This is a genomic window from Ruegeria sp. HKCCA4008, from assembly GCF_013033125.1.
Taxonomy (GTDB): domain Bacteria; phylum Pseudomonadota; class Alphaproteobacteria; order Rhodobacterales; family Rhodobacteraceae; genus Ruegeria.
On record NZ_WQDM01000001.1, the window covers coordinates 340,544 to 352,239 of the forward strand.

Annotated in this window: 11 protein-coding genes; 7 read left to right on the forward strand and 4 right to left on the reverse strand. The window is 56.5% G+C overall.

Going from position 1 to position 11,696, the window contains the following annotated elements; all coding sequences use genetic code 11:
• The first annotated feature begins 1 nt into the window (after position 1).
• Genes GOW60_RS01690 through GOW60_RS01715 form a run of 6 tightly spaced genes read left to right on the forward strand, consistent with a single transcriptional unit; the run spans position 2 to position 7,021 of the window.
• A complete protein-coding gene (locus GOW60_RS01690; protein WP_152458515.1) occupies positions 2-1,099 on the forward strand; it encodes an ABC transporter ATP-binding protein in 1,098 nt (365 codons plus the stop codon).
• Positions 1,092-2,084: an ABC transporter ATP-binding protein gene (locus tag GOW60_RS01695; RefSeq protein WP_171228011.1), complete on the forward strand. Its 993-nt coding sequence runs from the start codon at positions 1,092-1,094 to the stop codon at positions 2,082-2,084. Before GOW60_RS01690 ends, GOW60_RS01695 begins: the two co-directional genes overlap by 8 nt.
• 11 nt (positions 2,085-2,095) lie before the next feature.
• Positions 2,096-3,718 (forward strand): dihydroxyacetone kinase subunit DhaK, encoded by a 1,623-nt coding sequence (locus GOW60_RS01700; protein ID WP_171205509.1) that lies wholly within the window; start codon positions 2,096-2,098, stop codon positions 3,716-3,718.
• A gap of 37 nt (positions 3,719-3,755) precedes the next feature.
• Positions 3,756-4,784, forward strand: coding sequence for a LacI family DNA-binding transcriptional regulator (locus GOW60_RS01705; RefSeq protein ID WP_371808009.1), 1,029 nt, complete (start codon positions 3,756-3,758; stop codon positions 4,782-4,784).
• Between the two features lie 27 nt (positions 4,785-4,811).
• Positions 4,812-5,867: a sugar phosphate isomerase/epimerase gene (locus GOW60_RS01710; RefSeq protein ID WP_171228012.1), complete on the forward strand. Its 1,056-nt coding sequence runs from the start codon at positions 4,812-4,814 to the stop codon at positions 5,865-5,867.
• Entirely contained in the window at positions 5,867-7,021 is a 1,155-nt protein-coding gene (locus GOW60_RS01715) for a Gfo/Idh/MocA family protein (RefSeq protein WP_171115177.1), read from the forward strand. The genes GOW60_RS01710 and GOW60_RS01715 overlap by 1 nt, the downstream gene beginning before the upstream one ends.
• 111 nt (positions 7,022-7,132) lie before the next feature.
• Here GOW60_RS01715 and GOW60_RS01720 read toward each other — a convergent pair whose 3' ends face one another.
• The 4 genes from GOW60_RS01720 to GOW60_RS01735 are packed head-to-tail and all read right to left on the reverse strand — an operon-like array spanning position 7,133 to position 10,125.
• The gene (locus GOW60_RS01720) at positions 7,133-7,699 is read right to left on the reverse strand and encodes a TetR/AcrR family transcriptional regulator (RefSeq protein ID WP_171228013.1); all 567 of its coding nucleotides are present in this window, start codon (positions 7,697-7,699) and stop codon (positions 7,133-7,135) included.
• Positions 7,690-8,766, reverse strand: coding sequence for an NAD(P)/FAD-dependent oxidoreductase (locus GOW60_RS01725; RefSeq protein WP_171228014.1), 1,077 nt, complete (start codon positions 8,764-8,766; stop codon positions 7,690-7,692). The genes GOW60_RS01720 and GOW60_RS01725 overlap by 10 nt, the downstream gene beginning before the upstream one ends.
• A 3-nt stretch (positions 8,767-8,769) precedes the next feature.
• A complete protein-coding gene (locus tag GOW60_RS01730) occupies positions 8,770-9,453 on the reverse strand; it encodes an SDR family NAD(P)-dependent oxidoreductase (protein WP_171228015.1) in 684 nt (227 codons plus the stop codon).
• Between the two features lie 3 nt (positions 9,454-9,456).
• Positions 9,457-10,125: a cupin domain-containing protein gene (locus GOW60_RS01735; RefSeq protein WP_171228016.1), complete on the reverse strand. Its 669-nt coding sequence runs from the start codon at positions 10,123-10,125 to the stop codon at positions 9,457-9,459.
• A gap of 603 nt (positions 10,126-10,728) precedes the next feature.
• On the opposite strand from GOW60_RS01735, the gene GOW60_RS01740 reads away from it, so the two are divergent.
• Positions 10,729-11,679 (forward strand): glycine betaine ABC transporter substrate-binding protein, encoded by a 951-nt coding sequence (locus tag GOW60_RS01740; RefSeq protein ID WP_152458505.1) that lies wholly within the window; start codon positions 10,729-10,731, stop codon positions 11,677-11,679.
• The last annotated feature ends 17 nt before the right edge of the window (positions 11,680-11,696 follow it).

Sequence of the window (11,696 nt, forward strand, 5' to 3'; positions counted from 1 at the left end):
AATGGCCCAGATCATAGTCAAAAACGTAAAGAAGATGTTCGGCGATTTCACTGCTGTGCGCGAGAGCTCTTTTACAATTGAGGACGGTGAGTTCTTCATGCTGCTTGGGCCGTCGGGATGTGGAAAGACGACAACGCTCAGGATGATTGCGGGGCTGGAACTTCCGACTTCCGGCGAAATCTATCTGGATGGTGAAGAAATCAGCCAAAAGCCACCTTCAGAACGTGACATAGCGTTCGTTTTCCAGATGTTCGCGCTGTATCCGCACATGAATGTTCGCAAGAACATCAGCTATCCACTGATTTCACAAGGCATGTCACGTGCAGCCGTCAAAGCCAAAGTCGAAGAAGTTGCCGGAATTCTGGGGATAACTGACATTCTGGAAAGCCCGGTGGGGGGGCTTTCGGGTGGCGACAGGCAGCGCGTTGCACTTGGGCGGGCGATCGTTCGCGAGCCCAAGGCGTTCATGATGGACGAACCTCTTGGCGCTTTGGACGCCGAATTTCGCGAGCATATGGCCGAAGAGTTGCGCGCGCTTCACGATCGAATGGGAGCGACAACGGTTTACGTCACACACGATCAGCTAGAGGCCATGCAGATGGGCGACAAGATTGTTGTCATGAATAACGCAGTGATCGAACAATTCGGAACGCCGCAAGAAATCTACGACAAACCTGCGACCATGTTTGTGGCGGATTTCATAGGATCTCCGTCAATGAACTTCTTGCCGTTTCAGGGAAAAGTGGCACCCGGCTCTGAAAGGGTCAGGCTGAACGGCCATGACGAAGCGGTCCCGAAGCTGATGGAGGGGGCGGAAGGGGAACTGGTCTTCGGTGTCCGGCCGGAACATGTATTTTTGTCCGACGACAGTGACTATCGGGCCAAAGTTCTGGCAGCTGAATACCTGGGGACAACCCAGATCGTGACATTGCAAAGCCCGAACGGTGAGTTGAAGGCCCGCATCGGCGCAGGTGAAAAGGTTGCGCCGGGTGAAACCGTGGGATTGGATTTCCGTTCGACAACGGTGACTCTTTTTGAGCGCTCCACGGGCCGGGCGCTGAAGTCCGCGCTGAACGAAGAGGTGCTGAGCAATGGCTGAAGTCATTTTGCAGAACATCTCGAAGTCATTCGGAACTGTTCAAGCCGTCGACGGTATCTCGATGACAATTCCCGATGGTGCCTTCGTCGTGCTTTTGGGTCCGACAGGTGCGGGAAAAACGACAACGCTTCGATTGATTTCCGGACTCGAGAAGATGGACTCGGGATCGGTACGCATCGCCGGCCGAGATGTTGGCCTGGAAACGCCTGCCCAACGCGATGTGGCGATGGTTTTTCAGCAATATTCGCTGTACCCGCATATGACGGTACGCGAGAATCTGTCGTTTCCACTGCGTTCGCCGATCCTGAAAACCCCTGAGGATCAGATCAAGAAAAAGGTGAACGAAGTCGCGGAAATCCTGCAAATCCCGAACAAGCTGGACAACAAGGCCACGGAATTGTCCGGCGGAGAGATGCAGCGTGTTTCGATTGGCCGCGCATTGGTGCGGGATCCCCAAATTTTCTTGATGGACGAGCCGCTTAGTTCACTGGATGCCAAGCTGAGAGCGGATCTGCGCGTCGAGCTCAAGAGAATTCAGGCCGACCTTGGGTCTACGCTTTTGTATGTGACTCATGATCAGGTTGAGGCCATGACAATGGCAACGCATATCGGAGTTCTGGAAGAGGGCAGGCTGGTTCAGTACGGCACGCCAAGGGACATCTATGAAAACCCGTGCAGTGTTTATGTTGCCAGTCGATTGGGTCTGCCGCGGATAAATATCCTTCCGTCGGAGTTGTTCGGAGGAGATCACAAGGGCCCGCAGATTGGTCTTCGCCCGGAAAACATCATTGAAGGCGAAGGCAGTGACGCGCGCGTGATACGTGCCGAACACCTGGGTGACCAAACCCGACTTCATCTGGACTTGAATGGCCACCCGGTCGTGACGCTGATCGATGTCCATCAAGATTACCCCGCAGGTAAGACTATCAAAATTAGCCCACAAAACCCGTTGTATTTTGACGCGTCCGGCGCGCGCGTGAATTAAGGAGCAAAAGCATGGCCCAGTTCCTCAACACAAAAGAAACCCTCGTGACCGAGGCGATAGATGGTCTTCTTGCATCCTCAGGTGGGGCACTGACCAGATTGGATGGGTACCCTCATATCAAGGTTGTCTACAGATCGGATTGGGACAAATCGAAAGTCGCCCTGGTTTCGGGCGGAGGTTCCGGCCACGAACCTGCCCATGCCGGGTTTGTGGGCGCGGGAATGTTAACTGCGGCCGTATGCGGAGAGGTTTTCGCTTCCCCATCGGTAGAAGCTGTCCTGGCGGGCATTCTGGCCGTGACCGGTGAGGCGGGGTGTTTGCTGATCGTCAAGAATTATACTGGCGACCGGCTGAATTTTGGACTTGCGGCCGAGCGCGCCCGCGCATTGGGGCGCAAGGTGGAAATGGTGGTGGTCGATGATGACATCGCCCTTCCTGACCTTCCGCAACCGCGTGGCGTGGCAGGGACCTTGTTCGTGCACAAGATTGCCGGAGCATTGGCAGAACGTGGGGCTGATCTGGAAACTGTAACCAAGGCCGCTAAGAACGTAGTCGAGAAAGTAGTCAGTATCGGGATGAGTTTGGACACCTGCACCGTTCCGGGTTCCCCGAAAGAAGACAGGATTGCCCCCGGCAAAGCAGAGCTCGGGTTGGGTATTCACGGCGAGCCAGGTGTTGAGCAGGTGGAGTTCGCAAATGCCGTGACCGCAATGTCCACCGTCGTGGAAAAGTTGCAGCAGCGAGTGGGGGCGGGTGACTGCGTGGCGCTGGTAAACAATTTGGGGTCTACAACACCGCTTGAGATGTCTGTTTTGACGCACGCCTTGTCCGAAACCGGTATCGCGGGACATATTATCGGTCCGGCACCGCTGATGACTTCGCTGGACATGCATGGATTTTCTGTTTCGATTCTGCCGGTTGATCCGAGTGACTTGTTGGCGCTGGAAGAACCGGTCGAGTTGGTGGCATGGCCAGGGGTCAAAACGATAAAGCCGGTTCGAATTGCCCCTTTGCCTGATGGTTTGACCCCGATTGACCCCATCCCGTCGAACAACCCGACGACCAAGGAAACAATAAATCGCTTGGCCGAACTGCTGATCCAAGCCGAGAAAGACCTGAACGAATTGGACGCGAAATCCGGAGATGGAGATACAGGCAGTACCTTGGCGACAGCAGCCAGATCATTGCAGGGAAGCCTGGATCGAATGCCTCTTGCGGATCTGACGCAATTGTTTCCCGCGCTGGGCAATGAGCTGAGCCAGACCATGGGGGGATCTTCCGGTGTGATCCTGGCGATCTTTTTCAATGCCGCCGGAGATGCCTGTGCCAGTGGCGCTTCCATATCAAAGTCTTTGGTCGAAGGCCTGAACCGGGTCAGCCAGGTAGGTGGGGCCAAAGTTGGCGACAGGACAATGATTGATGCTCTGGCACCTGCGCTTGAGGCGCTGCCTTCAGGGCTGGTGCAAGCCGCGCAAGCCGCGCGCGAAGGAGCTGACAAAACCGCAAATATTCACCGTGCCAAGGCAGGCCGCGCAGCCTATGTTCCCGAAGAAAACCTGATCGGACATAACGACCCGGGTGCAGAAGCTGTTGCATTGTTGTTCGAAGGCTTGGCACGGGAGATTGAGGGCTGAAAGACACGTGGAAGACCAAAAGCAAAAACTAGAATTGGTGAAAAAGCCAACCGTAAACGACATCGCGCGCGTTGCGGGTGTCAGTCTGGCGACTGTTGACCGGGTCTTGAACAGGCGTCCCGGTGTGCGGGCGGTGACCGTGCAGAAAGTGCAAAAGGCGATTGATGAACTTGGGTATGTGCGCGACACCGCGGCTGCCAACCTCGCGCGGAACCGTGTCTACAATTTCGTCTTTATTCTGCCGGATGCCGGTAATGAATTTGTCGAGGCAATATGCGATCAGATAGCTGAACAATCGCGCGATCAGTTCATCGAAAGAACACGGGTCACGATAAAAAAGGTCGCTCCGTTCGAGCCTCAGGACATAGTCAACATTCTGGATGGGGTCGACCGCCTGAACGTCGACGGAGTGGCCGTATTCGGGCCGGAAACGCCTTCGGTCCGCGACGCTGTGAAGAGGGTCAGGGACAAAGGCATTCCAGTGGTTGCATTGGTGTCCGACTTGCCAAGCTCGGACAGAGATCATTTTGTCGGGATCGATAACGTTTCGGCCGGGCGAACCGCAGCTCAGTTGATGGGGCGCTTTGTGCATCGTCCGGGTAAGGTTTTGGTTCTGACGGGCTCACGTTTGGCACGTGATCATCTGGAGCGGCGCCAGGGATTTGATCTTGTTGTCGCTGAAGAATTCCCTCATCTGGAAGTCGTGGCGTCTGTCGAGGGCAGGGATGACCCGGATCTGATCTACAAGATGATGCCTGGGATATTTGAGACCTACCCCGACCTGGTCGGAATATACTCTTCCGCCGCCGGCAATGCGGGTTTGGTTCAATTTCTGTCAGAGAGCAGGATCAGCAAGGATCTGGTCATTATCGCGCATGAACTCACGCCGCTTAGTCGTGACGCGCTTCGCCGTGGCACCTTTGACGCGCTGATCTCGCAGGACTCCGGGCATCTGGTGCGGTCCGCCGTGCGTCTGTTGCGTGCAACATCGGACAAAGTGCCTTTCAACAAATCACAGGAACGCATCCGCATCGACATCTATCTGAAGGAAAACTTGCCGCCATAGAGGCATTGGTTTCGGGGAGGAAACTGAATGAAGACGATCAAAGGGCCTGCATTATTTCTTGCACAATTTGCCGGTGACGAAGCGCCGTTCAATTCATGGGACGCCATAACCAAATGGGCGGCGGATTGCGGATACAGGGGCGTTCAAGTGCCCAGTTGGGACGGGCGGTTGTTCGACCTTGAAACGGCCGCGACAAGCAAAGACTATTGCGATGACTTCAAGGGCAAAGCCCAAGAGAACGGCGTTGAAGTCACAGAATTATCGACGCACCTGCAAGGCCAACTTGTCGCTGTTCACCCGGCCTATGATTCGGCGTTTGATGGTTTTGCGGCCGAAAGCGTCAGGGGAGATCCCAAAGCCCGGCAGGAATGGGCCGTTGATCAGGTCAAGAAAGCGCTTTCAGCCTCACGGAATTTGGGTATCTCGGCTCATGCAACATTCTCTGGCGCGCTGGCCTGGCCTTACGTGTATCCCTGGCCCCAACGTCCTGCTGGTCTAATTGAAACCGCATTTGATGAGCTCGCCCGTCGTTGGGTGCCGATCTTGGACCACGCCGAAGACTGTGGCGTTGATGTTTGCTATGAAATCCACCCCGGCGAGGATCTTCATGACGGGGTGACATACGAAATGTTCCTTGAACGAACAGGCAACCATGCGCGGGCGTGCATGCTGTACGACCCGTCGCATTATGTCCTGCAATGCCTCGATTACCTTGACAATATCGACATCTATAAAGATCGCATCCGGATGTTTCACGTAAAGGATGCCGAGTTCAATCCGACCGGAAGGCAAGGTGTCTATTCCGGCTATCAAAGCTGGGTCGATCGCGCAGGGCGGTTCAGGTCACTTGGTGATGGACAGGTGGATTTCGGGGCTGTCTTTTCTAAGATGGCGGCAAACGACTTTGATGGCTGGGCCGTGGTCGAATGGGAATGCTGCCTGAAACATCCCGAGGATGGCGCGCGTGAAGGTGCTCAGTTCGTTTCCGATCACATTATTCGCGTGACCGAGAAGGCCTTTGACGATTTTGCCGACGGCGGCACCGACGAAGCGGCCAATCGGAAAATGCTGGGGATAGGCTGATGGTAACAGGACGCAACGAAGAAAGAACGGGGCGCATTCGCCTTGGTATGGTCGGCGGTGGAAACGATGCTTTCATCGGTGGTGTCCACCGCATAGCCGCGCGACTGGATGACAAGTTCGAGCTGGTTGCAGGCGCGTTGTCCTCGACGCCCGAAAAATCCCGGGAAAGCGGCGAGGCGCTGGGCCTCGAGCGGGTTTACGATGACTTCAAGCAGATGGCGATGCGAGAAGCGCGTTTGAAATCCGGGATCGAAGCTGTTTCGATCGTCACGCCAAATCACGTTCACTATGCTGCCGCGCGTGAGTTTCTGAAACGCGGCATTCACGTGATTTGCGATAAGCCGCTTACGTCGACCCTTGGTGATGCGAAGAAACTGGTCAAAACCGCTGAAAACTCAAACGCGCTGTTCATCCTTACCCATAACTACACGGGCTATCCAATGGTTCGGCAAGCGCGTGAGATGGTTGCCAACGGGGATATCGGTAAAATCCGCGTGGTTCAGGTTGAGTATCCGCAAGACTGGCTGACCGAGCCGCAGGATTTCAAGCAGGCCGAGTGGAGGACTGATCCGGAACGCTCCGGTGCCGGAGGATCAACCGGTGATATTGGAACTCATGCGTATAATATTGCCTGCTTTGTAACCGGATTGAGGGCAGAAAGCCTTGCGGCGGATTTGCAGGCTTTTGTGCCGGGTCGTCAGGTCGACGATAACGCGCATGTGTTGCTGAGGTTCCAAGGCGGAGCCCGTGGCATGCTGTGGTCTTCGCAGGTTGCGCCCGGTAACGAAAACGCTCTGCGATTGCGTGTGTACGGCGAAAAGGGCGGCATCGAGTGGGCTCAAGAAGACCCGAACTATCTTTGGTTTACTCCTTACGGAGAGCCAAAGCGTCTGATCACCCGAAATGGGGCTGCGGCAGGGGATGCGGCCAATCGGCTCAGCAGAGTGCCCCCGGGACACCCCGAAGGTTACCTGGAAGGGTTTGCCAATATCTATGGCGAAGCAGCCGAAGCCATTCTGGCGTTCAGAAACGGAAGTTCACCTGACGCATCTGTCGTCTATCCAACGGTCCGGGATGGGCTTGAAGGCGTCAGGTTTGTGGCCGCATGCGTGCAAAGCTCTGCCAGAAATTCGGCCTGGGTCAAGCTGGAGTGAGGCTTTCTGCTTTGCGGGTTGAATTGCGGGCCTCGTATGAAAAACCGGGTTGAGGCGGGCAGGCGCCTCAACAATCGACGCGGCCATTTTGAATAAGCAAACCAGGCCGTGTCACAAACAACGTGCTGATAGCGTTTCCACGGCGTCATCAAAGGTTTGGGCGCTCTTCTCGGCCCGCGCCGTCAGATGAGCGCCTTCCAGCAAAGCCAATGCCGCGCGTGCCTCTGCTTTCGGATCCTCAACGCCCGTGATCGAATGATCGGTTTTGCCAAGCGCAAAGACATTCTCGATCCACCGGGTTATCATGCGCCGGAACTCGCGGATTTTGTCTGTGACCTCATTCGACAAGCTTTCCCGGCTGATGATCAGCGACACACATAAGCACAGGGTTTTTCCGTCGTTCAAAGCCGTGCGATACAGCGCGATCAGTGCACGCATGCGCGCGCCCGCCGTTTCGCAAGATTCCTCGATCTCGTCGCAGCGTCCGGTAAGCTCGGTATGGTAGCGTGCCATCAAAGCGGCAGAAAGCGCGGCTTTGGTCGGGAAGTGATAGTGGATCGATGCCTTGCGGATACCCACATCATTGGCAAGGTCGGCATAGCTGAAGCCGTCGAAGCCTTTGCTACGTACGGCAAATTCGGCAGAATTCAGCAAAGCGGTTTTTGTATCTATTTCCATGCCACGTTCATCCTATTTGCGCTCAACAAAGCGGCGGTGTTTTCTGCCGCTTCCAATGCACCTTCCAGATATCCCCCAAATTGCGCGGCTGTTTCGGTGCCACTGAAAAGGATCCTGTCTTCCCAGATCCGCGTCATGGCCTTCGGCAGGCCGTATTGCGGATGGGCATATACGGGCTGAAGGTCCAGGTCGGTCGATGTGAAGCGATCAAACGCCCAGTCTTTTAGCAAAAGCACGCTGGGGCTGGTCGCCTTGCGCCCGAACAAGCGCCCCAGCTGAGCCAGAACCTGCTGCCGCAAATCCCCTTCATCCCGGCGCGCTTGCGCAGGGATGCCGATGAAACCGAACAGCGCGAAGGGACCACCGCTGGCAGGCGACGCGTCGTGGATTTCCACCATGGGACCGCGCCGGCTCATGGCATCCCCTGACAGTCCGTCTTCGCGCCAGAACGGAGTGTCATAGACCGCAACCGCTTTGGCCTGCCCGGCCATCCAGGTCGGGATGTGCCGCATGGCTGACAACGTGCCATCGGGCAGGGCGGGCTCATAGATCAACTCGGCCGCGATGCGTGGGGGCACGGCAAGTACCACACGGTTTGCCAAAATATGCTGCCCAGATTGCGTGGTGACCCGAACCCCGCCTTCGGTGCGGGCCAAGGCGGTGATCTGCGTGGACAGGTGAATTGCCCCATCCGGCAACCGTGCCGACAGCGCATCTGTCAAAGCAGCGAGCCCCCCGATCAGACGATAAGACCCTTCCATGGATGAAAACCCGCGGCCCCGCCCAACACGGCCCTGTTCATCTTCGAAACTCAGCGCGCCGGAACTGAATTGGTCAAACCGGTGCAGGCCCAGCCGGTCCGTCAGCGCTGCGATACGTGGCTGGCCGGGCCAGAACCAAGCCGGACCCATGTCCAGATGGGCGCTCCCCTGAACCTCGGTCAGAATGCGTCCGCCCAGACGGCTGCGCGCCTCAACAACCAGAACTTCCTGACCCTGATCCACAAGCTGTGTCGCCAGGCTGAGCCCAGAAAGCCCGCCGCCGATGATGAGCGTATCGGTGCGCATGGGTCAGAACCCCTCAGTTGAAGGACGCAGGTCCAGCTCTTGGGTCCAAGTCGACCGGGGTTGTTGCGCCAGTTGCCAATATACCTCGGCAATATCTTCGGGCTTCATCATTTTGGCTGGGTCCAGACTGTGCCGGTCGCGCGACCGGGCCGTGTCGATTATGCCGTCCAGTATGACATGCGTGATATGCACGCCCGCCGGTTGAAACTCTCGTGCAAGCGATTGTGTCAGCCCGCGCAGGGCAAACTTGGCCGAAGCAAATGCTGAAAACTGTGCACCACCGCGCAGAGAGGCGGTTGCACCCGACACGATCAAGGTTCCGCCACCGCCACGGACCATCGGCTGCATCACCGATTGCGCCAGCACGATCAGCGTTTGCACCATCGACGTCCAGCTGCGCTGGTAATCGTTCAGCGTTGTTTTCAGGAAGGGTGAGATCACCAGTTCTGCGGTGTTGTGCACCACGATCTTGGGCGGCCCGTAAGTGGCAATCAAATTGGCTATGACCGGTGCCGTTTCGCCGGGGTCGGACAGATCGACCTGATGAAAGGAACCGATTGGGTTGTCGGGTTGGGTTCGGCCCAGACCCACGGTCACCATGCCTTCGGCCTGGAAACGCGACACCAACGCCTGGCCAAGCCCAGCCCCCGCTCCGGCGACAAGCGCCAAGGGTTTTTGTTCAGCCATCGGTTACACCGCCGGCGGTTGGGCGTAAGGCAGGTGGCCTGTCTTCATCCAGATCTTGGCCCCGTTCGCCCCCGCAACGGCCGTCAGGCTGTGGCCTTCAGGCAGGCGCAGCCAATCGTTTTTGACCAGTTCGTCCCCGCCTTCAGTGACCGACCCGTCGATGATCAGAACCTCGATCCCGCCAGGGGCGTCCGAGCGCAGCGTCGCGCCCGCGTCCAGATGGGAGTAGGTCACGATCTCGCGCGCATCCTCATGCAGGACAGCGGTGGCGATATCGTTTGCGGGCGCGCGCAGCTCATCCACCATGTTTTTGCGAAACTGGGTTCGATCGTTCATGTCGAACTGCCAGAGCTTGACGAAGATCGTGCATCCCGGTTCCGACCCCGGTGTGTGTTGCGAGGTTGGCGGATTGCGCACATAGGTCCCAGCCGGATAGTCACCGTGTTCATCCTGAAATACACCGTCAAGGACAATGAATTCCTCACCGCCGGTATGGGTGTGGGCAGAGAAATGACTGCCCGGCGCATAACGCACGATAGTGGTGGCCCGTGCGACCTCGCCTCCGATCCTGTCCAACATCCTGCGATCCACACCCTTCATAGGAGAGGCCTGCCATTCCAGCTGGTCTGAGTGAACGACAACGCGGTCAGAGAAGTCCGAATTGATTTCCATGGGGTCAGGTCTCTTCCTTGGTTACGACGCACAGTAATATCTACTAGTAGGTAGGTAAACGCCAGCAGCAAAACTAGAATACTCGACACGTTTCACAGAGTGTTGAACGGTTTCTTGTCAGGGGGGCTTGGTCGCACGGTTAGGTGGCGCAACCGCCACGGAGAGGTTTCACGCCTCGTTTTGAGGGCGGGGCGTGCGCGACACGCATTATCAGGTGCAGCAATATCTGCTTGATATCAATTGCTTCCTGCAAAAGGAAAGCATCAAAAGCCGTTTTGAAACTGGCTGTGGTTTTCGTGCGAGGCAATTCAGTGCCTAAGAAACCAGCGGGTATCTTCGGTTTCAGAGGTTTCGGAAGTACCGCATTGAATTGCAAGAAGTCGAAACAAACTTATGATAATATCGCATTCATGAGGTAGAAGGACGTAACCCTTGATGGGCAACGCATCCGCATGCTTCACTTTCGGGGCTATGTCAGCATTTGGTTTTGCTGGCGCCAAAAAACCGAAAGGCACTACCTTTCCACACCAAAAACCTGAGCGCACCGCTGCCCGAGAGGGTGAGAAAAACAAGCGCGGAAGCTACCCAACACGGAGATATCAGATGAAAAAAATTGCAACGCTACTTGGAAGCGCGTCCTTCGCGATTGCCGGGCCGGCCATGGCCGCGGATATCGTGATCGGTGTGCCCAACTGGGCCTCGGTGAACGCCACGGCACATATTCTTGAGGTCGTGATCGAAGAAAACCTCGGCTTGGACGTGGAATTGCAAAATGGCACCAACCCGATTGTCTTCGAGGCGATGGACAGCGGTTCGATGCATGTCCATCCGGAAGTGTGGATGCCCAATCAGCAGAACCTGCACGATACCTATGTCAAGGAAAACGGCACCGTCGTCATGAACCAAAACCCGGTTCAGGCCGAACAGGGCATGTGCGTGCCGACCTATATCGCGGAACAATATGACATCAAATCGATTGATGACCTGAGCGACCCCGACAAGGTTGCGATCTTTGACACCGATGGCAACGGAACACCCGAGGTATGGATCGGTGCGCCGGGTTGGGCGTCGACCGTCGTCGAGAAGATCCGGGCCAAATCCTATGGCTATGACCAGATCTTCGAGCTGACGGAATACGAGGAAACCATTGCCTATGCCAATCTGGCAAATGCGACCAAAGCGGGCGACCCGTGGATCGGGTTCTGCTACAGCCCCCACTATATCTTCGTAACACAGGATCTGACGGTTCTGGAAGAACCGCCTCATGATCCGGCCACCTGGACAATCGTTCAGCCCACGGATGATCCAGACTGGTTGTCCAAGTCCGAGGCGTCCTCGGCCTGGAACGGAGCAACGCTTCACTTGCACTACGCCAAGGAACTGGAAGAGAGCTATCCCGAAGTGGCCGCCTTGTTCAGCAACTACCAGATGACAGGCGACGATCTTAGCGCGATGGGCAAGGCGCTGGCCGTCGACAACATCGAAGCTGCGGATTTCGCCAAGGAATGGGTGGCTGCAAATGAAGACACCGTCATCGGCTGGCTGACCAACTAAATCACCACTCTTCGGGC

Coding starts and splice junctions, on each gene's coding strand:
- GOW60_RS01690 (WP_152458515.1), top strand. CDS start 2: ATGGCCCAGATCATAGTCAAAAACGTAAAGAAGATGTTCGGCGATTTC.
- GOW60_RS01695 (WP_171228011.1), top strand. CDS start 1,092: ATGGCTGAAGTCATTTTGCAGAACATCTCGAAGTCATTCGGAACTGTT.
- GOW60_RS01700 (WP_171205509.1), top strand. CDS start 2,096: ATGGCCCAGTTCCTCAACACAAAAGAAACCCTCGTGACCGAGGCGATA.
- GOW60_RS01710 (WP_171228012.1), top strand. CDS start 4,812: ATGAAGACGATCAAAGGGCCTGCATTATTTCTTGCACAATTTGCCGGT.
- GOW60_RS01715 (WP_171115177.1), top strand. CDS start 5,867: ATGGTAACAGGACGCAACGAAGAAAGAACGGGGCGCATTCGCCTTGGT.
- GOW60_RS01720 (WP_171228013.1), bottom strand. CDS start 7,699: ATGGAAATAGATACAAAAACCGCTTTGCTGAATTCTGCCGAATTTGCC.
- GOW60_RS01725 (WP_171228014.1), bottom strand. CDS start 8,766: ATGCGCACCGATACGCTCATCATCGGCGGCGGGCTTTCTGGGCTCAGC.
- GOW60_RS01730 (WP_171228015.1), bottom strand. CDS start 9,453: ATGGCTGAACAAAAACCCTTGGCGCTTGTCGCCGGAGCGGGGGCTGGG.
- GOW60_RS01735 (WP_171228016.1), bottom strand. CDS start 10,125: ATGGAAATCAATTCGGACTTCTCTGACCGCGTTGTCGTTCACTCAGAC.
- GOW60_RS01740 (WP_152458505.1), top strand. CDS start 10,729: ATGAAAAAAATTGCAACGCTACTTGGAAGCGCGTCCTTCGCGATTGCC.